The organism is Roseburia intestinalis L1-82 (genome assembly GCF_900537995.1).
Taxonomy (GTDB): Bacteria; Bacillota; Clostridia; order Lachnospirales; family Lachnospiraceae; genus Roseburia; species Roseburia intestinalis.
Map to the genome: position 1 here is coordinate 3901763 of NZ_LR027880.1, position 23831 is coordinate 3925593.

At 39.5% G+C, this 23831-nt stretch carries 28 protein-coding genes; 6 read left to right on the forward strand and 22 right to left on the reverse strand.

Translation table 11 applies throughout. The annotated features are described in order from the left end of the window. Positions 1-93: 93 nt before the first annotated feature. A complete protein-coding gene (locus RIL182_RS21405) occupies positions 94-246 on the forward strand; it encodes a hypothetical protein (protein WP_006857883.1) in 153 nt (50 codons plus the stop codon). Between the two features lie 179 nt (positions 247-425). Here RIL182_RS21405 and RIL182_RS18315 read toward each other — a convergent pair whose 3' ends face one another. The 5 genes from RIL182_RS18315 to RIL182_RS18335 form a co-directional block, all read right to left on the reverse strand. Then, positions 426-1487 (reverse strand): CPBP family intramembrane glutamic endopeptidase, encoded by a 1062-nt coding sequence (locus RIL182_RS18315; RefSeq protein ID WP_006857884.1) that lies wholly within the window; start codon positions 1485-1487, stop codon positions 426-428. Between the two features lie 42 nt (positions 1488-1529). Next, on the reverse strand, positions 1530-2381 hold the full coding sequence (locus RIL182_RS18320) for an endo alpha-1,4 polygalactosaminidase (RefSeq protein WP_006857885.1): 852 nt from the start codon (positions 2379-2381) through the stop codon (positions 1530-1532). Then, complete coding sequence (locus RIL182_RS18325) at positions 2374-3339, reverse strand: DMT family transporter (protein ID WP_006857886.1); 966 nt, start codon at positions 3337-3339, stop codon at positions 2374-2376. The genes RIL182_RS18320 and RIL182_RS18325 overlap by 8 nt, the downstream gene beginning before the upstream one ends. 544 nt (positions 3340-3883) lie before the next feature. Then, the gene (locus RIL182_RS18330) at positions 3884-5179 is read right to left on the reverse strand and encodes a tyrosine-type recombinase/integrase (protein WP_044999231.1); all 1296 of its coding nucleotides are present in this window, start codon (positions 5177-5179) and stop codon (positions 3884-3886) included. Between the two features lie 86 nt (positions 5180-5265). Next, complete coding sequence (locus tag RIL182_RS18335; RefSeq protein ID WP_009265518.1) at positions 5266-5895, reverse strand: helix-turn-helix domain-containing protein; 630 nt, start codon at positions 5893-5895, stop codon at positions 5266-5268. Between the two features lie 171 nt (positions 5896-6066). On the opposite strand from RIL182_RS18335, the gene RIL182_RS18340 reads away from it, so the two are divergent. From RIL182_RS18340 to RIL182_RS18360, 5 genes are all read left to right on the forward strand, one after another. Next, entirely contained in the window at positions 6067-6297 is a 231-nt protein-coding gene (locus tag RIL182_RS18340) for a helix-turn-helix domain-containing protein (RefSeq protein WP_004843519.1), read from the forward strand. Positions 6298-6437: 140 nt separating this feature from the next. Continuing rightward, positions 6438-6752: a hypothetical protein gene (locus RIL182_RS18345; protein ID WP_006859028.1), complete on the forward strand. Its 315-nt coding sequence runs from the start codon at positions 6438-6440 to the stop codon at positions 6750-6752. Further along, on the forward strand, positions 6752-7123 hold the full coding sequence (locus RIL182_RS18350; RefSeq protein WP_134523438.1) for a hypothetical protein: 372 nt from the start codon (positions 6752-6754) through the stop codon (positions 7121-7123). Before RIL182_RS18345 ends, RIL182_RS18350 begins: the two co-directional genes overlap by 1 nt. Next, positions 7080-8801 carry a MobA/MobL family protein gene (locus RIL182_RS18355; RefSeq protein ID WP_134523440.1) on the forward strand — a complete coding sequence of 574 codons (1722 nt, stop codon included), beginning with the start codon at positions 7080-7082 and terminating at the stop codon, positions 8799-8801. Before RIL182_RS18350 ends, RIL182_RS18355 begins: the two co-directional genes overlap by 44 nt. Next, entirely contained in the window at positions 8779-9486 is a 708-nt protein-coding gene (locus RIL182_RS18360; protein WP_044999531.1) for a DUF6040 family protein, read from the forward strand. The genes RIL182_RS18355 and RIL182_RS18360 overlap by 23 nt, the downstream gene beginning before the upstream one ends. A gap of 195 nt (positions 9487-9681) precedes the next feature. Here the strand turns inward: RIL182_RS18360 and RIL182_RS18365 are convergent, their stop codons facing one another. The 17 genes from RIL182_RS18365 to RIL182_RS18440 form a co-directional block, all read right to left on the reverse strand. Further along, a complete protein-coding gene (locus RIL182_RS18365) occupies positions 9682-12009 on the reverse strand; it encodes an ABC transporter permease (RefSeq protein WP_006859032.1) in 2328 nt (775 codons plus the stop codon). A gap of 14 nt (positions 12010-12023) precedes the next feature. Beyond that, positions 12024-12689, reverse strand: a complete 666-nt coding sequence (locus tag RIL182_RS18370) for an ABC transporter ATP-binding protein (RefSeq protein ID WP_006859033.1) — start codon at positions 12687-12689, stop codon at positions 12024-12026. Between the two features lie 151 nt (positions 12690-12840). Then, the gene (locus tag RIL182_RS18375; RefSeq protein ID WP_006859034.1) at positions 12841-13872 is read right to left on the reverse strand and encodes a sensor histidine kinase; all 1032 of its coding nucleotides are present in this window, start codon (positions 13870-13872) and stop codon (positions 12841-12843) included. Further along, a complete protein-coding gene (locus tag RIL182_RS18380) occupies positions 13869-14558 on the reverse strand; it encodes a response regulator transcription factor (RefSeq protein ID WP_009265522.1) in 690 nt (229 codons plus the stop codon). Before RIL182_RS18380 ends, RIL182_RS18375 begins: the two co-directional genes overlap by 4 nt. Positions 14559-14807: 249 nt before the next feature. Next, positions 14808-15047, reverse strand: a complete 240-nt coding sequence (locus RIL182_RS18385) for a DUF6061 family protein (protein WP_006859036.1) — start codon at positions 15045-15047, stop codon at positions 14808-14810. Positions 15048-15400: 353 nt separating this feature from the next. Beyond that, entirely contained in the window at positions 15401-16348 is a 948-nt protein-coding gene (locus RIL182_RS18390) for a hypothetical protein (protein WP_006859037.1), read from the reverse strand. Between the two features lie 75 nt (positions 16349-16423). After that, on the reverse strand, positions 16424-16831 hold the full coding sequence (locus tag RIL182_RS18395) for a hypothetical protein (protein ID WP_006859038.1): 408 nt from the start codon (positions 16829-16831) through the stop codon (positions 16424-16426). Positions 16832-16861: 30 nt separating this feature from the next. Further along, entirely contained in the window at positions 16862-17074 is a 213-nt protein-coding gene (locus tag RIL182_RS18400; protein WP_044999528.1) for a PF20097 family protein, read from the reverse strand. A gap of 116 nt (positions 17075-17190) precedes the next feature. Beyond that, positions 17191-17547: a TnpV protein gene (locus RIL182_RS18405; RefSeq protein WP_006859039.1), complete on the reverse strand. Its 357-nt coding sequence runs from the start codon at positions 17545-17547 to the stop codon at positions 17191-17193. Positions 17548-17888: 341 nt separating this feature from the next. Continuing rightward, the gene (locus RIL182_RS18410; RefSeq protein ID WP_006859040.1) at positions 17889-18836 is read right to left on the reverse strand and encodes an adenosine deaminase; all 948 of its coding nucleotides are present in this window, start codon (positions 18834-18836) and stop codon (positions 17889-17891) included. Between the two features lie 121 nt (positions 18837-18957). After that, positions 18958-19272, reverse strand: coding sequence for a hypothetical protein (locus RIL182_RS18415; protein ID WP_006859041.1), 315 nt, complete (start codon positions 19270-19272; stop codon positions 18958-18960). Between the two features lie 20 nt (positions 19273-19292). Further along, positions 19293-20642 carry a plasmid recombination protein gene (locus RIL182_RS18420; RefSeq protein WP_006859051.1) on the reverse strand — a complete coding sequence of 450 codons (1350 nt, stop codon included), beginning with the start codon at positions 20640-20642 and terminating at the stop codon, positions 19293-19295. A gap of 38 nt (positions 20643-20680) precedes the next feature. After that, the gene (locus RIL182_RS21410) at positions 20681-20890 is read right to left on the reverse strand and encodes a hypothetical protein (RefSeq protein ID WP_172606725.1); all 210 of its coding nucleotides are present in this window, start codon (positions 20888-20890) and stop codon (positions 20681-20683) included. Positions 20891-20936: 46 nt separating this feature from the next. Continuing rightward, complete coding sequence (locus tag RIL182_RS18425) at positions 20937-21269, reverse strand: hypothetical protein (protein WP_006859042.1); 333 nt, start codon at positions 21267-21269, stop codon at positions 20937-20939. A gap of 21 nt (positions 21270-21290) precedes the next feature. Then, positions 21291-22265: an AAA family ATPase gene (locus tag RIL182_RS18430; RefSeq protein WP_006859043.1), complete on the reverse strand. Its 975-nt coding sequence runs from the start codon at positions 22263-22265 to the stop codon at positions 21291-21293. Positions 22266-22364: 99 nt separating this feature from the next. Then, on the reverse strand, positions 22365-23447 hold the full coding sequence (locus RIL182_RS18435; protein ID WP_006859044.1) for a tyrosine-type recombinase/integrase: 1083 nt from the start codon (positions 23445-23447) through the stop codon (positions 22365-22367). Between the two features lie 17 nt (positions 23448-23464). Then, the gene (locus RIL182_RS18440; RefSeq protein WP_025482760.1) at positions 23465-23659 is read right to left on the reverse strand and encodes a hypothetical protein; all 195 of its coding nucleotides are present in this window, start codon (positions 23657-23659) and stop codon (positions 23465-23467) included. Between the last annotated feature and the right edge of the window lie 172 nt (positions 23660-23831).

Genomic DNA, 23831 nt, shown 5'->3' on the forward strand with positions numbered 1-23831 from the left:
TATTTTTTAATCTGGGTTTGTATATTCATGAGAATAATGATAGAATAATATACATTAGGAATATGAGAAATCCAAACAAAGGGGGCATATAAGATGGACGAGAAAATTTATAAGACAATGGGTTCTGCCGGAGCTTCCACACTGGCAGTTGGTATCTGTGTCCTTGCAGGTGGAATCACCGCCGGGATTCTTCTGATCGTAAATGGAGCCAGACTGTTAAAGAATAGATCCAAAATTATGTTTTAACCAAATGTTTCCGCGAAGCTGTTGCTTTTAAATATAGAATACACGCTCCGCGAACATTTTATTATCATGTACTGAAAAGCGCATATACAGTAAAATCATCTTTCCGACGATCTGTTTTTACTGTACATGCGCTTTTTCATATGACACCATCTGCTTTTTACAGGAAATTTTTACTCAAATTACTCCTCTTCCTGAACTTCTTTCTTTTTAAATACATCTGCAAGCAGGAAAAATCCAAAGCACAATCCATTTAACACCAGTGCAACCGGAAGATCCTTCCAGCTTACCGTCTGATTTTCCAGAACATCTGCAGAAAACGTTCCTGAGATGATCGGTATCAGGTTGTTATTCAGATAGTGCAGACAGACCGGCACCCAGATATTCTGCGTTTTCATATAGGCATATGCAAAAAAGATTCCAAGTGAAATACATGTGATCTGCTGCGCAAAAATCATCTGGATTCCTGATGTCTGTGTATAATAAAACAGATCATCCGGGATATGCCATAATCCCCATACAACGCCAAGTATGATCACACCTGCACGAAGTCCGAACCGTTTCTGCAAAACCGGCTGCAGGTAATATCTCCAGCCATATTCTTCTCCAAAAAATGCAATAAACACGAAGAAATAATTGATCGGAAGTGCAGCAATATTCAGCCACATCATTGGATTTTTAAACATTGCTGCCCATTCTTTTACATACTGCATCCCACTGCCGTCAGACACACCCTGTACCGCTACAGACACTACAGTTCTTACTATATAAATGCCCACAAACGCAAGTACAATGAGCACAGCACTTTTCCAGTTTTGTCTGGTCAGTCCTGCTGCCGCACGCTTTTCATTTCCCGCTACTGCAAGAAAAACAAGTGCCACGATACTCCCGATAATAAGTATATACTGGGAAATCAGATTATAAACGGACATCGTCATCCCTGCAATGTTCAAATCATTTACCGGCAGAAATACGGATAAAAGTGCCAATACGATCAGGACACCCGTCGTTGCCAGAACCGTAATAAAAAAACCTGCTGGCAGGATTTTCTCTCCTTTGTGTGCCAGAAAAAGTCCAATGATCACACCGGCTGCCGGATACATCATCTGCGCTGTTGGAAATACCGTAAGGTCATAACCCTTTGTACTGCCATACCACATCAGAATTCCCATCAGATAGGTCAGACCGTAAGCCATCAGCACATAAATAATCAGTCTTGTTTTTGCCATTTCTTTTTGTTCCATTTTCAAACTCCTCCCCTTACAATCATGAATGATACATGTTTATTAGTCCAATTCGATCGAATCCGATATATAATAATGAAACTTATTTTTTCTGCAATACTGTTTAATTCGTCTGATCAGTTTTTTATCTTTCGTGTATTCTAAAAGATAGACTTCCATTCCATCTTTTTTGCATTTTTGAACATAATCGGAAAAGTATTTGCGCACATCTTCTGGCTGTTTTCCAAACGTACCCGTTTCAAACTGAATACTGCTCCACACAGATTCCTGATTGACAGCAGTCATGATATTCTTCGCCGATCCGTATGTTTTTCTGTACTTTGTCACAAAAACATCTCCGCCATTGATCATGACATCTTTTCCAAGACGTTTGATATTTTTCAGTATTTTGGCCAGTCCTTTAAAATTTTTCTTTGTCTTTGCATAATCGTAGACATCGCAGTTATCAATAAAGAAACCATCCACCCCTTTTTTCAGCAGCTTCTTCGACAGTTTTCCCATAAACTTCTGCCAGTCCTTATTCGAAACATCTACCCACTTTTCTTCTTCCCAGTTTTCATAAGTTCCGATCGTAAGGTATTCATATTTCTTATAATAATCGCGAAAATTCTCGATGGAGCCGACATTTAAGTAGGTATATACTTTTACGCCTTTTTTGTGCAGGGTACGGATATCTTTTGCAGAAAAATACTGTGCATCAATGACCACCAGCCTATATCCGTATAACTTTTTTATCTGAGACGAATCAATGCTTAAAAATACGCCATAATCCTTTTTCTCTTTTTGGTTCTTTGCGTCTATCGCACATGGTCCTGCCAGTATGCCAAGAAATAAACTGAACATCCATGTTAAAATCATAATCTTTTTCCATAAATATTTCGATTTTTTACTCATTCCTGTTCTCCCCATGACTTTCACCTGCAAATTTTGCTTTTCGCTGTACCGGCAGCTGCGCTAAAATGATCGCCGAAAAAATCAGACAACATCCCAGTATCTCCTTTGTACTCAGCTTCTGCCCAAGAATCAGCCAGCCAAATACCGCCGAAAATACGGCTTCCAAACTCATGATTAAAGAAGCCACTGTAGGATTGAGTCCATTCTGTCCAATGATCTGTAACGTATATCCCACACCACATGACATAATTCCCGCATACAAAATCGGAACCCACGCTGACCATGATAAAAAGGCTGACGCCCACGCTTCGATACCCGAAATTGAATGCTGCATATCAACTGTAAACATCGGAATCGCAGTCAGCAAACCGGTTACCAGAAACTGTATCATGGAAAGACGTACCCCATCAACCTTCGGTGAAAAATAATCGACAAATAAAATCTGTATGGAAAAACCGAGTGCACAGCAAAGAAGCAGCAGATCCGCCGGCTGAAATCCATTCTTATCCTGCATACACAGAAAATACAGTCCAACCAGTGCCAGAGCAACTGCAAACCAGATATTTATCCCACATTTTTTATGTAAAAATAATCCGAGAATCGGCACCAGTAATATATACACCGCTGTCAGGAAACCTGCTTTTCCCGCACTTGCCCCCATCAAAATTCCAACCTGCTGTAAGTTTGTAGAAATACAAAGTGCTACACCACAACAGATTCCGCCTTTTATCAGCAGTTTATAATCTTCTTTCGTCTGTGGTTTTCTTGGCGACAGATCTTTTTTATCTAAAAATTTCATGACAGGTATCAATACCAGTGCCCCGATAATACACCGGACACAATTAAACGAATATGCTCCGATTGTCTGTCCACCAACTGTCTGAGCCACAAATGCAGCCCCCCAGACGGCTGCCGTTACCAATAACAGGATACTGTTTCTTGTTGTTTTATTGTTCATCTTCTGCCTCTTTCTAAATCAATCATATTACTGTAAGTCCTGCCTATTACCTCTTTATTTCCTGCAGGCTCATTAGATAATAGTTTACCATTCTTTTGGAATAAATGCATCAGCAAAAACTGTTTTAGATAAAAAAAACCGCAACCCCTGATTGCTCAAGGATTGCGGAATACAATCTGCAATATATAATTTAAAATTATAAATTACTCGATAACTGTAGCAACACGTCCAGATCCTACTGTACGTCCACCCTCACGTTATTTGAATACCGTATTTCTGCATATTTTCTATGCTTTTGGGTGGCAAAATCCGCATAAAACTGCTGTTTTTACACAGTGTATTTTTATTTGCTTAAGTTCTTGGCACCGTTTTGGCACCGTAGGTACTTCATCTTCCTTTACTACTATAAACTGGAATTTATATAATTATCTCTCTAACTTTCCCCATTTTATAGGCTTTCCCGCCTGTCCATTAGTGAAATGATATGTAGTTTCCCTTATTTTTACCCTTATGAGATAATCACAAGGGAAATAAGGGAATTTTTTTAATCATTGCCTACCACTTTATCAAGAAGCCTAACTGATTTTCGTTTAGCATCTCTTGTGGAGTGAGCATAGACATTCATTGTGGTACTTACATCTGAGTGTCCTAACAGTTCCTGCACATCTTTTGGGGCAGCTCCATTTGCTAAAAGGTTGCTTGTATAGGTGTGACGTAACTGGTGGAAATGAAAGCCTTCAAATCCCTCTAATGTTTTTGCCACCTTTCTGCAAACAGTCCCCAAAGTAGTTGGAAGTTCCAGACAACCATCCGGTCTTAAACAGACGAAAGAAATTTCTTTATAATCTGCCGGGACTTCCTCTGTTCTGTCTAAGCAATAATATTCGTAGTACACTCTGTTTTTCTCTTTGACCGCTTTGTAGTAGTTCGTGTGATAAAGTTCTCCGTACTGCATTCGATTTTTTAACTGCTCTTTCCGGGCATTACGGAAAATCTCTACCAGCGTATCTCCAAAATCAACAATCCTCACTTTTTTCCGCTTAGTTGGTCCGATGATATATTTGCGCTTTGAGCCATCATATCGGATGCTGCGTCTTATGGTAAGGCATTGTTCTTCCAGATTTACGTCCTGCCATGCCAAACCACAAGCTTCTCCAATACGAAGCCCGGCATAATAGGCTATCTGGATTGGAAGTATTGCGGCTGGGTTCTTTTTTTGAAGATACGCAAGCAGTCTTTCATAATCTTCTCGTGAAATTGGTTGGATATTTCCGTCCATGTCCTCATCCGAAAACAAATCAACTTCGTCCGTCTGATACCGCAGTTTAATATACTGCATGGGATTGAACGTAATATACTGTTTTGGAAATACTGCAAAGCGGAAGGACTGCTGCATGACTGCGGAAAAAGAATGGATGTAATCTTTGCTGTAACCCTTTCTCTCTTTTCCATCGGGATGAACTCCCCCAAAGGAAAGCAAATCAAAGAAGGATTGCAAATGCTCAGAGGTTACATTTTTTAATTTCCGTTCTGCCAATGGGTGTTTCTTAATATTTCGGATTGTTCCGAGGTAATTCTCCACAGTACCATTGCTGAGCGTACCTGTTTTTAATTCCTCCTCTGCCCACACATCCAGAAGTTGTCCGACTGTGAGATTTTCCGCTTTGGCAACAAATTTCTTTTTCTCATAATCATCCATTGCCTGACGGAGCAGCTTTTCAGTTTCACTTTTGCTTTCTGTTCCAACGCATTCTTTCTGAACAAGATTGCCGCTTGCGTCCTCTACATAGAAGCGGTAGTACCATTTCTTTCCTTTTTTTCTTACAGATCCTTTTGCCATAATCGTATATCTCCTTTCGATATTAGACAATCGGAACTGATGAAATGCTTCGTGCGTGTAAGTATATCATAACTCCGGCTGTCTTACTATACCGATTCGGAATCTTCGTATAAGACTTCTGATAAAAGATTTGCAAGCCTTTGCTCTGCTGTTTTGGGTTTCTTGGAATAGAGCCTTACGATGTCTGCCATCTCATTAAAAGCATTGATGGTGTGAGTGATTTCCCTTAAGAACATAATCTCATTATATTCATCATTCGATTCAAACCCTATTGTTTTGGCAATATCCGTCTGACCATCATTCCCCTTAAAGTTTTTGCAGGCGAACTGAAAGGAATCCAAAAACAGACCATATTGTTTTAACATCAGCAGTAATAAATCTTTTGAAAAAGCATCTTCTTCTTTGGTAAGGGCAAGTGGTAACTGTTCCAGAATATCTCCCATCGCATCACGAATCTGTAATTCTCTCTTATCCGTAATATCGGTTTCATATTCATCTGTTTCCCCTTTGAGCCATTCCACAGATACATGGAGTGCTTCCGAAAGACCTTCCAACACCATTTTTTTCGTATTGTCAATCGAACCATTCTCATAACGCAGGATTGTAGAAGCGGTAACACCCATCTTTTCTGCGACATAAGGCTGTGTCAGATTCAATTCCAGACGGCGCTGTTTTACTCTGCTCCCTATCAGCTTGCGTAATTCTTTATCTTTCATGCTGACTGCCTCCTTTTTCGGTATGTATGAATTATAGCATTGTTTTTCCGAAATTGCAATATGCAATACAAAGTTTGTTTTTAATATTTCGTAACGCTTGACAAAAAGATATGAAAAGGATATACTTACATCACAAGAATTGCATAATGCAATTTATAAGGAGGTGATTATATGACGCAAAGAAAAATTGCATTATCCATCGAAGAAGCTGCTGACTATACGGGAATCGGCAGAAATACCTTAAGACAGCTTGTAGAATGGAAGAAACTTCCAGTATTAAAGGTTGGTCGCAAAGTCCTGATTAAAACCGATATTCTGGAAATGTTTATGGAAGCGAATGAAGGTCGTGATTTGAGGGATAGAGGAAATGTAAAAGCCGTAACAAGAACTGCGGCAAATTAAAAAGGCGGCTTCCAAAGAAACCGCCAAAGGTTCTATCAGACCGAAGCCATGATATACCTACACGCAAGAAGATTATACCATGTGCTTCTTCTGATACGCAACCAAGAACTTATGTTTGCAAAAGAAAGGGGAATGTAATAATGGCAAAATCAACAAAAAGTTATGAAGAACGAATGCTTGAAATGGAAAAGAAGGAACAGGAAAGCCTTGAAAAAGCAAAACGATATGCAGCACAGAAGAAAGAACTTCTGAAACGAAAGAAAGCCGAAGAAAGTAAAAAACGAACCCATAGGCTCTGTCAGGTTGGCGGTGCGGTGGAATCCGTTCTTGGTGCGCCTATTGAGGAGGAAGACATCCCAAAGCTGATTGGTTTTCTGAAAAAGCAGGAAGCCAATGGAAAATTTTTCTCAAAGGCAATGCAGAAAGAAACAAATACCGATATGGAGGAAGTGTAATGACGGAGGGGATGAGTTTTTCATTCCCTTCATTGCTTTTTCATGAAGGGCGCACTTATGGACAACCAGAGGTCGTCCAAATAAGTTTGCCACAAGTGGCAACCGGTCTGCGCTCACGCTTGCCGGGCTCGTTCCGTCGGCGGGGCTTTCAGCCAGACCTGCTCATGCCGCAGGAGGCACTCTTCGCCAGAGGGGCGCATTCCATGCAGGCTGTTATGCGCAGGGCACTCTTACGCAGAGGGCGTTCCGTCAATGCTGCTTTTTCTAAAACTGAAAGCAATGTTGCCGGAAATCTATGCCGGATGTGCAGAAAGGAGGAATCCAGACATGGCGATTTTTCATTACACAGTCAAAATAGTCGGACGAAGTAAAGGGAAATCTATTATCTCCGCTTCCGCATATCTCAATGGGGATGTGATGAAAAATGAGGAAACCGGGCGAATCAGTTATTACACATCTAAAAAAGAAGTGGTCTACACCCGACTGATGATGTGCGAAAACGCACCTCCTGAATGGCAGATAGTACCAGAAGAAAATATAAAACGCTTTCAAAAATCTGTCCGATACAAAAGGTCAGAAGATAAAGAAGCTGCCTTAAAAAAATTCAAAATCACATTTCAGAAACAAAGGTTATGGAATGAGGTATTGAAGATTGAAAAAAGTGCAGATGCCCAACTTGGCAGGTCATTTGAATTTGCCCTCCCAAAAGAATGGAGCAGACAGGAACAAATTCAATATACAACCGACTATATCCAAAAAACTTTTGTAGATAGAGGAATGTGCGCTGATTGGAGTATCCACGACAAAGGGGATGGCAACCCCCATGTCCATCTGCTTCTAACTATGCGTCCTTTTAACCCGGATCATTCTTGGGGAAAGAAAGAAGTCAAGGATTGGGATTTTGTCAGAGATAAAAACGGAAATATCGTGATTGATGAATCCCATCCGAACTGGTGGCAGGATAAGAAAAACCCTGACCGTCATGGAATCCGTATCCCTGTATTAGACGAAAACGGAATTCAGAAGATTGGAGCAAGAAACCGCCTGCAATGGAAACGGGTGCTGACCGATGCTACTGGATGGAACAATCCAAAAAATTGTGAACTGTGGCGGAGTGAATGGGCAAAGGTATGTAATGAACATCTGCCTTTGCATAATCAAGTTGATCATCGTTCTTATGAAAAGCAGGGAAAACTCCAGATTCCTACCATCCATGAAGGAGCTGACGCAAGAAAGATTGAACAAAAGTTTTTTGCCGGGCAGGAAATAAAAGGCTCGTGGAAAGTAGCGGAAAATCAAATCATAAAACAACAAAACACGTTATTGCAAAAGATACTAAACACCTTTGGGAAAGTATCGGGTGCATTATCATTATGGAAGGAGCGATTAAATGACATTAGAAGAAAGCCGGGAAATTATACCCTTAATGGAATCCATGATTGGTCAAATCGAAGAACAGCAGAACCTAATGGCAGAAATGATTCTGGAAATGCAGAACCGGGACACTCAACTCTCTCTTATGCAAAAACAGAATCAGAAATTACAAAAATTAAACAACGAGTTATCCGAGCTGCTCAACATTTTGCCAAATACCGAGGAACTGCTTTCCAAGATGGAAGAACAGAAAACGAAGATAGAGCTTTTGGAAAACGAAAATCAGCAATGGCAGAAATTGGCACAGAAGCTGAACAGCGAAAACAGTTTATTACTGAAACAGAACACCGAATTGCTGAACTGGAACAGCAGATAGAGAAAGGACGTGATATAGATGAACGAATCCAGAGAATCAAAGAACGCCGAACAGTTGGAAGAACTTCTGCTCTTGACCGAGGAGATACAAGAAGAACTAGAACAGAAAGAACAGCTTATCGTGGAACTGAAGACGCAGCTCAGCGAATCTCTGACCTTGAACGAGAAATTAAACAAAGAGAACAGAGCCGGGAATATTCAAGCATTAAAGAACGACTTGAAGCTGGCAGACAGAGCATTGCGGATCGAGAAAGAGAAGTTGCGAAGCGCAAACGTCATGATAGAGGAATGTCAAGATAAAATATGCTATTTAACACAGGAACGGGATTATGCCCGGACACATCAGAAAATCGTAGAAATACCGGTAGAAAAGCCGGTACTCTATGAAAAATGTGAAGCCTGTAACCGGACAGCCTATCAGAATGCAAAAGCAAAATACGAAACACAAAAAGAGCGACTTGCAGGACAGTATAAAGCAAAAACGGTAATGTTCCAAACAACCTTGTTCCTTCTTGCATGGTATTCGTTGACAACCACTCTTTTTCAGGCAGTACAGTCAGATATGTTCCTTGTCGATTGTAAATTATTTTTCAACGATTTAACATCATTCATACAGACTTTTATCGGATGGACGATTGATGCCGGGCAATCTGCGGCACAGATCAGCACAAAAATTCCAAATGCTTTTATAGCCGGAATGGTATATTGGTTATTGCTAATATTGATTGTAGGAATATGTATGGCAGGAACAGGGATGCTGGCGATACTGATAGAAATAAAGGTTATAGAATTATATAAGAAAAACTGTTGGGATGTTATTACTCTACTAATGATACTGACAAGTGTTGCTATTGTCATTTATTTTGGAGAATCAATCAAAAAAGTACTGTCAGTAAATCTTCTATTGCTTTTCGTACTTTCGCAGGGCGCATATGTTGGAATTAGATGTTATCTTAAAGTTTGGTTAGAAAAAAGACCATATTAGTATTTTCAACTTACTGTATAGACAGTAAAATTACTCCATACCAGCCTAGTGAAAATTTACTGTATGAAAAGAAGTATTACAGAGAAAAAAGGCTGTAAAAACAGGAACAGCCAGCCCGAAAGAATTTACGGACTGGCTGTATCAGCAGAGTAATGTAATTGTGGAGCTGACCGAGATATGAAAAGCTTTCTATCATCAATTTCGCATTATTGCAATAACAGATTGCTTCTTCCATGAATGAATAAGCAATATTGTCATCAAACTTTCAAGCATAAACATAGCAACAGCAAAAAGAGTAAAAGCAACAACCGGAAATACAAATCCCGTAGACATGCCTGCATTTTTCAAAAATATACCGATTGCATATCCGCCGGGGATTCCAACAACAGCAGTTATAAGCAATGCAATCAAAGTAGTAAAAAGACCTTCCATCATAAATGCTTGCTTCAACTGCTTATTTGTCATACCAATAGATTTTAGTGTGCCCATTTCCTGTTTCTGTGATAAAAGATTTGTCACAGTAAGATTGATTTGATTGATGACCGCAAATATCCACAAGATGGCTGCAATCGCATAAGCTAATGTAAAACCTGCACGATTGTCTGATTGGTGTTCTACAATAAAATCTTGAAGGGTTTGTAAGCGAACATCCCTATTGTCAGAAACGAGTAATTTGAGTTCTTGCTCGATTATCTCCTGATATTCAGCTTCTGCTTGTATTTCGATTGCGTATGTACAGTCATAACCTGCAAGTTCTTTGAGCATATTTTCCGGCATTCTGAAAATATAGCCACCCATTCCATCATTGCTGGAAGTGATTGCACCAATTTTGAATGCTTTTGTTATTGTTTTACCACTATGATTTTTGAAATTAAAGGTCACAGTATCCCCAATTTGAGGTTTCCAATGGTAAACATCATAAATACGTTCGGGATCACTTACAACTAATTCTGTATCATCAGTAATATTTCCAGACAAAACCGCTGCATTTAGCGACGCCAAATCCTTTTCATTATAGCCGAGCATCAAGGTGCTATCTGAAATATCATTGTCTGTTGAGAAATCAACTGGTACGGTAGCATAAGTAAATATATTGCTAACTCCCTCTATATCTCCAACACGCTTTACATAATCAGAAAAATATTCTTTCTGCAAGAGAGCATCCAAATTTTCACTTTCGTTTTCTAAATCAATGCTGATTTTGAAATCTCCGTACTTCATATCCCAATAACGAGCCATACTCTCGGCATTAAAAGAACTCTGATAACTTGCTGCAAGGAAAAATATAACTCCGCACAGTCCCAATGATAAAATGGTCAATAGAGATTTTTTTCTGTTTCTGGAAAAGCTGATTTTCGCTAAATATACAGGCGTAATACGATGTCTTTTGTGAGTGCGGTAATTTACAATTCCCACTGGATTTTTCAGGGCGGAAATTGGAGAAGTATTCGCTGCAATTTTTGCTGGTTTACGAACACTAATATAAACAAGCAGTATTCCAAAAAGGCATGCGCCACATAGAGAAACAATAAATGCAAATACTGACCAGCCTTTTGATTGCAGACAATAGCTGATGATCGTTCCCATGATACTACCAATTAAAATCCCCGGAACTGCAAGCATATAACCCTGTTTAAGAACTATTTTATAAATTTGCTTTTTACTTGCCCCTATTGTCCGAAGCTGTCCGAACTCAGCAACTTTTTGTCCAACCGAAATATAGAAAATGCTGTAAATTACAAGTGCGGCAGCTAAAAACAAAATGGCAGCAACTACACCATATACCGCATAATTACTGAAGGACAAAGTTGTATTTACATAATCATAGTAACTGCTGACTGTCCAATTATTCAGTCCAGTCTCCTCTGAAATTTGAGATAATATTTCTGTTGCTTCGTCTTTTGTAAGGGTATCTGCATTTTCAAGCCAAACATATCCATTAAGCAGGTTATTTCCACGTAATTCCCGGCATTTTTCAAGTGAAACAAAAACAGGATAAGCGGTAGAAGTTTTATCATGATAAATACCAACAATAGTATAATTCTTCAAAGTACCATCCAGATTCAACTGAACTATGGCGTTGATTTCCGGAGACTTATTTTCACTGGCAAAAAAGGCATCTGTAACAGCAATTTCACTTGCTTTCTCTGGATATTTTCCGTCAAAGGCAGGAATCAAACTAAGCATGTCATCATCATAATAAATCAGAGACAGTTCTTTAGAATTTTCTTTCACTGTTTTGATATTACAGGAAAGTCCTACACTTTTTACTTCTTCGTTTGCTAACAACTTTTCTTTACTGTCCTGCGTAATGTCAAAGAAAATCCCTTGATGTAATCCTTCGATTTCTTTCTGATTTTGATAAATGATATTTTGCACTGTGAGCAACGACATCATTATCATAGCAACGGCTACAATAATTGCCGAAAGGCAAAATAAGTTTTTCTTCTTATCAAAACGCACACTTTTTCGTGCTAATTTTTTAATTACTGCACTGGTATCATTTTCAAAAGGATAATTCATAATTCCCACCTCCTTTAGCCAACAATTTTACCATCTTCAATCCGTACAATGCGGTCTGCGAGTTGAGCGATCTCGTTGTTGTGAGTAATCATTACAATGGTCTGATTAAATTCTCCGCTGGTATGCTTCAAAAGCCCTAACACATCTGCACTGGTCTTGCTATCAAGATTTCCGGTCGGTTCATCAGCAAGGATAATCGCAGGCTTCGTAATTAAAGCTCGTGCAATCGCTACACGTTGCTGTTGACCGCCTGAAAGATTGTTCGGCATATTTTCCAGTTTATCTTCTAAAGCCAACATATACACAACTTCGTCCATAAATTTCTGGTCTACTGTATCGCCATCCAGTTCCACAGGCAGGACGATATTTTCATATACATTCAAAATCGGAACCAGATTATAATTTTGGAAGATAAATCCGATGTTACGACGGCGGAAAATTGTCAATTCATCATCATTCTTTTTTGCGAGTTCTTCTCCCCGTACAATCACGCTGCCGGAAGTGGGGGTATCAAGTCCTCCCATCATGTGAAGCAATGTAGACTTACCGCTGCCGGAAGTTCCAACTACGGCAACAAATTCTCCCTGTTCCACAGTAAAATTTACACCATTAAGGGCACGAGTAATATTTGGTTCTGTGCCGTAATACTTCTTTAAGTCGATTGTTTGTAAAATGCTCATATTCAAATGCTCCTTTCAAGGCTTTCTATCTGTTGATAAAGCCATTGTAAACCACAAATGTTACACAAATGTCCGAGATAGAAAAAATTTTTATCGAAAATCAGAGTGAAATGTTACAACGCTCGGACATTTCAAAAAAAGTGGTTATATCTTACCTTACAGGAAGCATAATAGAAAATTCTGAGCCTTGCCTCAGCTCTGAAACAACCTTGATATAGCCCCCTTGCCTTGTTACAATCTCACGAGCCAAATACAAACCTATTCCCACACCCTGTTGATCGTGTACTTCTTCCTCACGATAGAAGCGCCGGAAGATGGCAGCCTGATTGCTTTCTGAAATGCCCTTGCCGGTGTCGGTCACTTTGACCTCTACGTACATTTCCCACTGAACCACTGATACAGAAATCTTTCCACCTGACGGAGTGTATTTTACTGCATTGTCCAGCAGATTGAAAAGGGCTTCGCTTGTCCACTTGCTGTCATGGGAGATTATCAAATTTTCCGGGCAATCCACGGATACAGCAATTTCTTTTTTCTCTGCGGCATATACAATACTGCTCATGGCTTGTGCAAGCGTATGGAATAAGCTGCTGTCTTTCTTTTCTAATCGTATTGCTCCGGTTTCCAACCGGGACGTTTTAACCAGTGCTTGGAACAGAAAATCCAGTTTATCAGTCTGACTACGTATGCCTTGTAAAAAGTCCATCCGTTCTTCTTCTGAAACAGGCTTTGTTAAAAGTGTGTCCGTTACCATTTGCAAATTGCTGACAGGCGTTTTAACTTGATGTGAAATATCAGAAATCAGCATTTGAAGCTCCTGTCGTTCCATGTCTACCTTGTGCCGGTTTTTCTGCATAATCTCATACAACCGAATTAAGCGGTGGTTGATACGGGCAAAAAGAGTTTCACTATCATTTGACTTTTGTAATTCCTCGTTTCCATCAATCATGTTGTCCAGCGTCCGGCACAAATTAGAAGTAAAATGAGAAAGGCGTTTTCCAAAAATCAGCACCAATAGCCAAATCCAGAAAAACGCACAGAGTGTCAATGTTCCACCCACTATAAAAATTCGTATATCCTGCATTATACCGCCGAAAATACCGGTAATTACCAGCATAGAGAAAACCATGCCAGCACTAACCAGTCTACAAATTTTCTTAGCAGAAAGGTTATTCAGATTCATTTCTTTTCGCCTCCTGTCCATTGATACCCCATACCATAAACCGTTTTGATATATGTGTCGCCATCCGCTTCAATCTTACTGCGAATACGGCTGATAGAAGTAGTAAGGGTATGTTCATCTACATATTTTTCATCAACATCCCACAGTTTTTCTAAAAATTGTTGGCGAGTAAGTACCTGCTTCGGATTTTTAAGAAATAGGTTCAACATTTTATATTCCATCGCAGAAAGTGCTAATGGTTTCCCGTTCAAACTTGCAAATTGTTCCGAAAAATCCAGAAACAAGCTACCATCCTCGTAAATATCCTTAGCTGGTTTGTGATGCTCCAACATAGCGAACATGGCTTTGATTTTTCGCTGCAAAGCACTAATCGAAAAAGGTTTCGTGATATAATCCACTGCACCAGCTTCATATCCCCGTATCTGATTGCTTTCCTGATCGTTGGCAGTTAGAAATATAACTACTGTATCAGGATGCTCTGGCTTGATAAGACGGCATAGGTCATAACCATTTCCGTCTGGTAAATTTATATCCAGCAATACCAAATCAAAAATGTTTGTTTTTAATGATTCAGCGGCTGTCCTTGCATTCAGAACAGAAGTTATTGTGTAACCGTCCAATTCCAAATTATAAGTAAGCGTTTTATTCAAAAGATTATCATCTTCGACAATTAAAATATGCTTCATATTATCACTTCCTTTTCTTTTTGCAGATAGTATAACAGGCAAATGTCCGAGAATTGTTACAAGGACAAATATATTTTTCATTTTACAGCTTTTTTCTGTGTACTGCAATTTTATAAAAGAAAGGACAGCAGTGTCAAATTGCTGTCCTTTCTTTTATCATAGCTGGTAGTGTAGAAGCGTGGGTTCATCATATCGGGTGTGGTATCTTTAACTACAGGAAACTCCCTACAACACTATCTCACTTCTTGCTTAATAAAGTTCTAATGAATCTTCTGTATCCACCCACATCTGTAAATTGCCATCAAGATATAATCTTGCATATTCCAAAGGCTCATCCACAGCCAATGAAGTAAGCGCACATTCTGATCCATATGTGGTTTTTAAATTTTTTTCAGCTTCCCAGCAATCAATGCGAAGCATATATCCAGCACTTGTGTAAACATCAATACTATCGTGGTTTATATTATATTCTGCATAAATTGTTCTCATCGTATCTTATCTCCATTTTCTTTTGATAATCAGTTACAGAGTTAAATATCGAAAACATTTCAATCAGTTCACCATGTCGTTATTGTTATATGTTATATTGTGTTATGAAATTTTCTTTCCCTTAATTTTTCCCATATTAAGGTTCATGAAAAGCAATGGGAAAATGTAACACAAGGGAAAGAGTAAGGGAAAGTTCACTTGCTACAAACTTAGTATTTTCAAGGGTTTGCGAAGAATTTGATAATCAAATATAACAGTTATTAAATTTCCTAAAATATGTGAAATATCAACTTGAATTTATCCCTCGCTTTGTTTGTCACCTCTCCATTAATAATTCAATATGCGACCACACATTATTCCTCAACACGAGCGTACAGCCTGACAAATCCATCATCCTGCATTACTTCAAAGACAATCTCATCACCGTACTCAATGTGGGAATATCCACCATCTGAATAACTGTAATATGTATTTTCTCCGCCGGTAAAGCTCAAATAGTACCCAGTGCTTGCGGGATGGGTACAGATGCTGGCCACAACCCGCCCTCTGTTTGTAAACACAACATGGTTCATACCCTCGCTGACACTTTCTTTCAAAGCGGGGCTTTTCGAACCGACCACTCGCTCAATGCGTTCCTTTGAGGTATAGGGATCAAAGGTATATACAGTGGTCCATTCAAAGGGGACAATCTCCTCCAAAGTGATGCTGTCACATTCCAAAGCGGTTAGTGTTTTTTCCAGTTTGGCGTTATTGAAATAAATCCTCGGATCTCCGAAAATGAGATAAAGAGCAAACAACACCCCGGCAATTCCGAGAATTATACCGTGCCACAAATTTGAGCGTTTCCACGCTTTCTCGTCTTCTGCACTTAAAATCCCTGTACCCCACTCACCGTTTTTCATGCGCAGCCGTTTATGCTTTGAAACATACCAACTGAACCAGATAGCATATCCCACTGCAATCAGCAGAAGTCCCATCAGGGTGGCTCTGAGTAGCGTTGTTACGGAACAGACCGAAGCCAAAAGGCCCGCCAAAAGAATCAAAAGAATCGGGACATCTGCTGCAATGTATGCGAATTTGCCAAACAGGTCACGGTACAAGACCTTTCCCTGCTGTGCCTGCCTTATATCCTCATCATAGGCTTCCTGGGAAAACGCTGTAACTATGGCTTTAACGGTCAGGTATCCGATCAATATGATCCAAAACATATCCACCAGCCCGTCAAAAGTCATCACTTTCATAACAACAAATGTGCAACCCAGCAACGATGCCAGCAATGTTTTCGGACTGACTAATTTCATGAGAACACCCCCTCCACAGATTTCGTTCCGCTATCATAAATTCAAATTTTCCAGCTCGACAAGCTGAAATTTTTGTTATTCTACGATACCTTCAATATAGCTGTAATCAATATTTCCCTTTGTAACAGAATAGAAAAATGGATCTTTTCTAATTGTATCATCTGAATTGATAATAAAATTATTCCAATCGCCTGCCTCGTTGCCATCAGACAAATAAATAGTAACTTTGAAACTATATCCCATATATCCCAAAGATAGCTTTGACCGCTTTACTTCGACGCCATTCAAATTTTCGACAATATGCTGAATCTGCTCTTTGTCGGTAATATGTGTTGCGTTTCCGCTATTGCCATTGAAAACAACTATTTCCATGACCTCATTAGGGTCTAAGTCCATCAAGTCGAGTGGAATATTAAACCATACAACAATGCCCATCAAAAGAATTATCACAACAGACAGCAATATGATGATTTTCTTTTTCATATCAGCTCACCTCCTTTGTCAACTTTCGATTTATCTATTTTCATAATCAATCAAAATCTTCTTACAACTACTACAACGATAAGCTTCACAATGAGGGATTCCTTCTGACCCTTTACTCAATTCCAGATCGTCCGATTTTTTAATACGAAAAGCTTTTATCGGATTATCAACTGCAAAAGTAATGTCTCGTGAACTCATTAGGTATCCTCTTATCATTTCATCACCACAATATGGACATTTCATTAAAATTCACCTCCTATAAATTCCGATTGATCTAATTCTCTTTTTTTATCATATCATTTCATTGTTCCTTTTTCTATACAATTTTCAAAAGGGCAGTCCGAAGACCGCCCTATCAATTACACATAAACTATATCTCTCAACACCACTTCTTCCGCACAGTGCCGGATATTGTTCATCATTCCAACCCACTGCATTTGGTTCTCCGACTTCAACTGCTCCGTTACTCTTTGCTTTACTTTCATCCACTCCACCAACTGCTCCATCATCTGATAACATTCTTCGTCCATCTGGTGCAGATATTCATTTAAATTTCCATCCAACAGCAATTCCAGATACAATGCTCTATGGTACTCTTTCAGATACTCTGCTCGCATCCGTCCGTATCTGCCGATTTCATAATGCGTTCCTTCCGGGAGTCGGAGATCCGGATAATACAGACCATCCTCTTTGGCACCGCTCACACCCATCTTCATTATTATCGCATGTAAAAAGGGTTCCGGAGAAATCTCCGAAACCCTTGAATTTACTGAATAATATTTAATTACTCGATAACTGTAGCAACACGTCCAGATCCTACTGTACGTCCACCCTCACGAGCTTTAGGAAATTAAATCGGAATGTTTTTCGTTGATTTTACTGCATATTTTTATTCACATTCTCCATTTTTTCTCTTTATTTTTGTGATTACAAAAAATTTTAGAGCCAAAATAGAGCCACTCCAAAAATACCGATTTTCTCCTTAATTACCTTTATTACATGGTGCTAGCACCATGTTTAGATATGATCAATAAGGAAGTCTGCAATTTCAATTTGTCTATATAATTATAGGTTTTAGTCCATTTTTTCTTATGTTTTCTAATTCTTCTGCTGTTAAGCACTGAAACTCATAAAGCCGTAGATATTCTTTGGATACATCTGAATCAAATATTAATACATCATCGGAATTTATAGTAACATCAACACCACTACGATACAGTTTTCCAATCGGATGCATAGACATATCTGCTACCCTTCCAAGTAAAATATTACTTGTTGGTGTAATATTTAATCTAATTTTATTATCTGCCAAAAAACGGATTACTGATTCATCACTGACTGCCGCTATCCCATGCTGAACCTCATCAAGTTCTAATTCTTCTACGGCTGTTCTTACGTCTTTAGCAGTCCCCCATTCTCCGACGTGTGCTTTTAGCCTTAATCCTTCTTTTTTTGCACGCCGATAAATTCCTTTAAAATTTTCGATAGGTTGTGCTAATTCATCACCGTACAAATCAATAGAATAAAAATTCTTATTTCCCCAAAAATATGATAAACAATCTTCTAAATAACTGATCGAACAATGTCTTGATAATCCAATTTGAAGCCTTAATTCTATATCGGGAGCGATTTCTTTTTGAGCACTTGTAAAAGCATTAACCAACTCATCAATATCATTATTAAAAAATTCGTTTAAGCCCCACACATCTTCACCAATTTCAAGCACAGTTACTCCATCCTCTCTGGCTTGTTGAAATGTTGCTCTGATCAAAAATTTTCTCATCGCAGTGCTATTAAAGTCTTGACTAATATATTTTTGACTCCATTGATTCATCTCATCCATTGATGACAAAGGATTAGCTAATGGCTCAATTTTTTTTCGAGTTTCCTGATATATGAACCGTCTATTTCCGCCAAGCACAAAATGATTGTGCAAATCTGCCTTAGGATACTTTCTTAACTCTTCCAGATTTCTTTGTTCCAATGCATCTGTAAAACCATTCACAAATACGTTTCCTCCTATGTTTTTAATTTTCTCTACAATTTTTTCCTTTTAATTGTAGCACTTTTCCCTCATCCCGACTACCATAAAAAACAGGGCATGACAACCACCATGCCCCTCTTTCCTATCGTTCCAACGCCTTCTCCAGTTTCCATTTCTGTCCTTTCAAATCATTCTGTTTTTCATACAGGCTGTTACGCTCTTTGCAAAGCTCTTTCATACGCTCCAGCTTCTCCTTTACTCTCGCCCGGCAATCCGGCTCTATCTGCTTATATTCTCCGGTCAGATTACGGATTACATTATTGTTCTCTTTCATCTGCTCCGACACCAGCACCCAGTCTATCAGATTTTGTACCTCTTTATCGGTATCGTAAAGGTCTGTTTCCGTCAGAATTTTGGCACATAACCGCACCATAACTTTCTTCTCCATATCTGTCATTCCAGCAATCCCATCCTTTCCTATCTGCCCATATCATAGGCTCGTTTCGGGCGTTTCTCTGCTCTTTCAGCCTGCTCGATTGTCTTTGACTGTTCCACTATCGCCTGTACCCGTTCCTTGCCGAAATAACGCTCCAAATGCCCCAAATCCGATACTTTTTCCTGCAATCTTTCAATCATATCATTCTGCTCCATAGCTTTGTCTGTCAGCCTGCTAATCTGATTCTGCTGTCTGTCCACCTTAACAGTCAGCTTCTTGACCTGCTCTGTAAGCTGTATACACTTGAGTGTCAGATTTTTTACCAGTTCTTTCAGCTTTTGCACAAGCGGCAGAGCCTTTTTATCCCGGTATGCCTTTGCGCTCATCAACGTACCCGGTTCCGGTAACTGCCACTTCTCATCTTCATCATAAGTGTGAATATTCCGCTCCATAGTTTCCTTAGACTGCACCATCTTATTGATTTCCCGCTGTAATTTCTTCTGCTGGCTCTCCAAATTTTCATTTTCCGATAGCAGTTTTTCCTTATCCTCCGACAATATTTCTGTCTGCTCTTTCAGCCAGTCACTTTCTGCTGAAAGCTCTGACACCTCCTGCCGTATTACTTCGCCCTCTTTGCGTATCTGCTCTGTTTTCTCCTCTGCCATAATCTGCTGATATAAGATATTGTTTAATTCCACTTTATTATCTGAAAGTGTCTGTTCCAGCTGTGCAACCTCTTTCTGTCGCTCCTGCTTCTCAAAATCAAGTACCGACAAATGCTTGTTGTGTGTTCCCAAATGTTTCCATTGCACATCATACCGCTCCATGACCTTTGAAAGCTCCTGCTTTTCCGATTCCATCCACTGATTCCATTCCGTTGCCCCTCTTGTACCGCCCTTAAAGCCCTGCTCTGCCAATGCTCCCTTTAGGGAAACTCTGGTATCAAGTCCACGCTTACTGTTACGGATAAAAGGAACAAAATCAATGTGAATATGCGGTGTTTCCTCATCCATGTGCAGATGAGCCGAAAACACATAGAGATTCGGATTTCGTTTCTGAAAATCCTGCATATAATCAATCAGAATTTCCTTTGCAAGCTCTCCCTCTTTGCTTTTTGAGTTCATATCGTCTTTATTGCCAATTTGCAAAATAACCTCATGGAACAGCTTCTCCTGCTTACTCTGTCTGATTTTTTCATAATAATTATCAATCTTCCGGTTACTTCGTTTCTGCTTTGCATTATACCGCTCCAATGCTTCATCAAATAATTCGTGATATACCTTTTTGATACTGGTATTGCAAAACTGCACATTGTAAATGCTCCGTTCCGGGTCAACATTTTTTGCATTAAAAGCTCTCGTATTATGATTGATAGCCCCATTTCCCATCATGCCGCTAATCGTTCTCTCCAATAAACACTCCTCCTCTTTTATCTATCATAATAATGCCGAACAGGCACATAAGTTTTGTTACTTTTGTCAAAAGTAACGCAAAAGCACTTTTGACAGCTACCGCCATCAAAAATGCAACCCGATAAATCGGGTTTTGCGTCCTGCCGGAAGCTTTTTCTGCCTGCGGCAGTTGTGCCTGTTCCGGTCACATTGTCATCACTACCACCGTACCATTTTTCCTTAACCATATCATACGGGTGCGTGCCACGCTCCCGTTTTATTCGTCTAAGGAAATTACCATCGGAAGCTGTCCGGCACACCACGCTTGTCTAGATATTCCCTACGTGCCTTTTCCTTTTCTTCCTCTGTCGGTGCAGTTTTATACTGCGTATACAGCTCTCTCATTACCAGGGCATCCATCTTTTTCTCCAATGCCTTAACTATCTCCGGCTCCGTTTCTTCCTGCCCTATGAGAAAATATCTCACGAGCAAAAAGAACAGTTCCTGCGAAATCTGCACATTCTTCATTTCAATCCACCAATCCTTTCTGCAAGACCGCAACAACGCAATGTCTATATCTTTTGCAACCTTGCAATCTTCAAGACCGCATTTCTGTATACTCTGCATTGTTGCGTTCTTCCCTTATTCCTACTTTACCTTATCCAGTTCCCAGTACCATGCGTTGTTGATTTTTCTTGCCCGGATACCCAGCTCTTTCTTTGCATTTTCCAGTGTTCGTTTAGAAATTCCCAGTTCATCTGCCCGGTCAAATATCTCATTGCTTAAAACCGCACTATGTGTTTCCGCAAGTTCACGTAACATCTGCTTTGCCAGCTCCATTTTATTTGCCTTTGGTGCAATGCCGCCAAGCACCTCATCCACCGTAATCTCATAATCTCCAATCCACTGAAAGCCTTCCTCTGATAAGGCAAATGCTTTTGGATGTCCAAATGCTGCAAGGTTATTTTTTATCTGGACAACTGCTCTGGTATTCGGTTCTCCCTCTACCCTGCCGACCAGAAGAACACTTCTTGCCACTGCAAAGAAATCTATGGAACCCATGCCCCGGTATGCTGCTTTATTGCCGGAAGCCTTGTTCATGTGACCGATAAGGATAATTGCACACTTTGTTTTCTCTGCCAATGCTCCTAATTTCTTTGTCATATCCCTTGCTTCGTTTGCTCGGTTCATATCCATGCCACCGCCCAAATATGCTTGTATCGGGTCTAAAATCAAGAGCCTTGCACCAGTCCTCACAATCGCTTCTTCCAAGCGTTCATCTACCATAGACAGTGACTTGTCACTCTCATCAATAACGATAATTCTCTCGCAGTCTGCTCCGGCAAGCTCTAATCTTGGTTTTACTGTATCCGCAAGACCATCCTCCGCAGTCTGGTATATTACATTGACCGGCTCTGTGACTTTCATATTTTCATCCAGTGCTTCGCCCTTTGACAGCTTTGCCGCCAGATTCAAGACCATTGTTGTCTTTCCGTCACCCGGATCACCCTGAATAATTGTCAGCTTGCCATAAGGAATGAATGGATACCACAGCCACTCAATCTCCTGCGACTGTACCTCTGACATTCTAATCATCTTTAATTCAATCTTCTGTTCTGTCATTTTCTCCTCCAATTTTAATTTTATAATTGCTACCGGAGAAAACCTCTGCTATACTTAGCTTGTATATACATAGGATAACAGAGGTTTATCCGGTTATCTTTAGTCCTGACAGTTGCCGCTGTTGGGACTTTTTTCTTGTTCATTATCCAGCAAATCTGCAATTCTCCGTTGCTGATTCGGATATAAGTGACCATAAGTATTTAGGGTAATTCTTATATCCTTATGCCCTAATCTTTCCTTTATCAGAATCGGCTCAATCCCTTTGTTGATGAGATATGCTACATGCGAATGCCTTAAATCATGCACTCGGATTTTCTTTACTCCGGCTTTCACCATATTTTGCTTCATCTTATGCTGTACTGCTTCCTGCACAATAGGGAAAAGTCTTTCATTCTCCGGCATACCATAATGTCCTTCAATAAATTGCTTTATTTCCTGCTTCAAAAATTCCGGTATTTCTATTGTTCGCACAGATTGTTTTGTCTTTGGTTCTGTAATCACATCCTTTCGTTCTGTCCTATAGTACGTTTTTGTGATGCTGATTTGATTTCTTTCAAAGTTTATATCTGCCGGAGTTAATGCAAGTAGTTCTCCAATTCTGCATCCAGTCCAGAAAAGAATTTCAAAGATGAGATAATATCTTGTTCCCGGTTCTATAGTCTGAATAAACTGCTGATACTCCTCTGTTGTCCAGAAATCCAAGCTTCTGCTGTCCGAGTTTCCCATCCGCTTTACCTTCTTGCATGGATTCGTATGCAAATCGTAAATCCTTGAAGCATGAGTAAACAAGCTGGTTAGCTGATTTTGTATCATTCGCAGATATGATTCCGAAAAGCCTTTTGTCTGCATTTCATTCTGCCACTGAATAATCTGCGAAGCTGATATTTCACTCATCATTTGATTTCCAAAATACGGAATAATATGCTGTTCCATCATATAACGTTTGTTTTTCATGGTACGTTCTTTGAGTTCATTCTGTTTGTCCTCAAAATATACCTCCATAAATTCACTCAATTTCATATCCATACTTCGACTGCTATTGAGTTTTTTCTGTCGCTCATATTCCAGAGCTTCCTTTTTTGTGGAAAATCCTCTCTTTCTTCGTTTTTTCTTTTCGCCCTTTGCATTCGTTTCAAACCACTGGGCAGTCCATTTCTTCGTGTCTTTTTCTTTGTAAGCCATTCCTTTCTTCTCCTCTCTTAGTTCGCAGCCAGCTCGTATCCGAACATCTTTTTTGCCCAATATGCTCTTGGAATCCGTCCTGCCATTGTGATATATCCCTGCTCCGCAAGTTCCTTATTCATTGCCTTAACCAACTTGTAAGCATAGGACTTGGAACAATCCAGTTCCTTAGCCACATCATCCGCACTCATCATATATTGATAGTTCGCCATATATTCATCCTCCCTTCTCATTCTACAATTCCGTTACAACTCTTGTATTTTTGTTGTGTACGATTTTCGTAAATTCATATTATCACTGTCCGTAAATAATGTCAATACTTCGTAAATAATATTTTACGGTTTTCGTAATTCTAAAATTATGTAATTTTCACTTTTATGTTTT

Excerpts from the sequence above, each read along its gene's own strand:
- RIL182_RS18315 (WP_006857884.1), bottom strand. The coding sequence starts at position 1,487 with ATGGAACAAAAAGAAATGGCAAAAACAAGACTGATTATTTATGTGCTG.
- RIL182_RS18360 (WP_044999531.1), top strand. The coding sequence starts at position 8,779 with ATGATAGAGGAATGTCAAGATAAAATATGCTATTTAACACAGGAACGG.
- RIL182_RS18370 (WP_006859033.1), bottom strand. The coding sequence starts at position 12,689 with ATGAGCATTTTACAAACAATCGACTTAAAGAAGTATTACGGCACAGAA.
- RIL182_RS18430 (WP_006859043.1), bottom strand. The coding sequence starts at position 22,265 with ATGACAGAACAGAAGATTGAATTAAAGATGATTAGAATGTCAGAGGTA.
- RIL182_RS18350 (WP_134523438.1), top strand. The coding sequence starts at position 6,752 with ATGACGGAGGGGATGAGTTTTTCATTCCCTTCATTGCTTTTTCATGAA.
- RIL182_RS18330 (WP_044999231.1), bottom strand. The coding sequence starts at position 5,179 with ATGGCAAAAGGATCTGTAAGAAAAAAAGGAAAGAAATGGTACTACCGC.
- RIL182_RS18335 (WP_009265518.1), bottom strand. The coding sequence starts at position 5,895 with ATGAAAGATAAAGAATTACGCAAGCTGATAGGGAGCAGAGTAAAACAG.
- RIL182_RS18345 (WP_006859028.1), top strand. The coding sequence starts at position 6,438 with ATGGCAAAATCAACAAAAAGTTATGAAGAACGAATGCTTGAAATGGAA.
- RIL182_RS18320 (WP_006857885.1), bottom strand. The coding sequence starts at position 2,381 with ATGAGTAAAAAATCGAAATATTTATGGAAAAAGATTATGATTTTAACA.
- RIL182_RS18400 (WP_044999528.1), bottom strand. The coding sequence starts at position 17,074 with ATGAAATGTCCATATTGTGGTGATGAAATGATAAGAGGATACCTAATG.
- RIL182_RS18435 (WP_006859044.1), bottom strand. The coding sequence starts at position 23,447 with ATGGCTTACAAAGAAAAAGACACGAAGAAATGGACTGCCCAGTGGTTT.
- RIL182_RS18365 (WP_006859032.1), bottom strand. The coding sequence starts at position 12,009 with ATGAATTATCCTTTTGAAAATGATACCAGTGCAGTAATTAAAAAATTA.
- RIL182_RS18385 (WP_006859036.1), bottom strand. The coding sequence starts at position 15,047 with ATGAGAACAATTTATGCAGAATATAATATAAACCACGATAGTATTGAT.
- RIL182_RS21410 (WP_172606725.1), bottom strand. The coding sequence starts at position 20,890 with ATGGTTAAGGAAAAATGGTACGGTGGTAGTGATGACAATGTGACCGGA.
- RIL182_RS18355 (WP_134523440.1), top strand. The coding sequence starts at position 7,080 with ATGGCGATTTTTCATTACACAGTCAAAATAGTCGGACGAAGTAAAGGG.
- RIL182_RS18380 (WP_009265522.1), bottom strand. The coding sequence starts at position 14,558 with ATGAAGCATATTTTAATTGTCGAAGATGATAATCTTTTGAATAAAACG.
- RIL182_RS18415 (WP_006859041.1), bottom strand. The coding sequence starts at position 19,272 with ATGACAGATATGGAGAAGAAAGTTATGGTGCGGTTATGTGCCAAAATT.
- RIL182_RS18325 (WP_006857886.1), bottom strand. The coding sequence starts at position 3,339 with ATGAACAATAAAACAACAAGAAACAGTATCCTGTTATTGGTAACGGCA.
- RIL182_RS18340 (WP_004843519.1), top strand. The coding sequence starts at position 6,067 with ATGACGCAAAGAAAAATTGCATTATCCATCGAAGAAGCTGCTGACTAT.
- RIL182_RS21405 (WP_006857883.1), top strand. The coding sequence starts at position 94 with ATGGACGAGAAAATTTATAAGACAATGGGTTCTGCCGGAGCTTCCACA.
- RIL182_RS18440 (WP_025482760.1), bottom strand. The coding sequence starts at position 23,659 with ATGGCGAACTATCAATATATGATGAGTGCGGATGATGTGGCTAAGGAA.
- RIL182_RS18425 (WP_006859042.1), bottom strand. The coding sequence starts at position 21,269 with ATGCAGAGTATACAGAAATGCGGTCTTGAAGATTGCAAGGTTGCAAAA.
- RIL182_RS18375 (WP_006859034.1), bottom strand. The coding sequence starts at position 13,872 with ATGAATCTGAATAACCTTTCTGCTAAGAAAATTTGTAGACTGGTTAGT.
- RIL182_RS18395 (WP_006859038.1), bottom strand. The coding sequence starts at position 16,831 with ATGAAAAAGAAAATCATCATATTGCTGTCTGTTGTGATAATTCTTTTG.
- RIL182_RS18405 (WP_006859039.1), bottom strand. The coding sequence starts at position 17,547 with ATGAAGATGGGTGTGAGCGGTGCCAAAGAGGATGGTCTGTATTATCCG.
- RIL182_RS18420 (WP_006859051.1), bottom strand. The coding sequence starts at position 20,642 with ATGATGGGAAATGGGGCTATCAATCATAATACGAGAGCTTTTAATGCA.
- RIL182_RS18390 (WP_006859037.1), bottom strand. The coding sequence starts at position 16,348 with ATGAAATTAGTCAGTCCGAAAACATTGCTGGCATCGTTGCTGGGTTGC.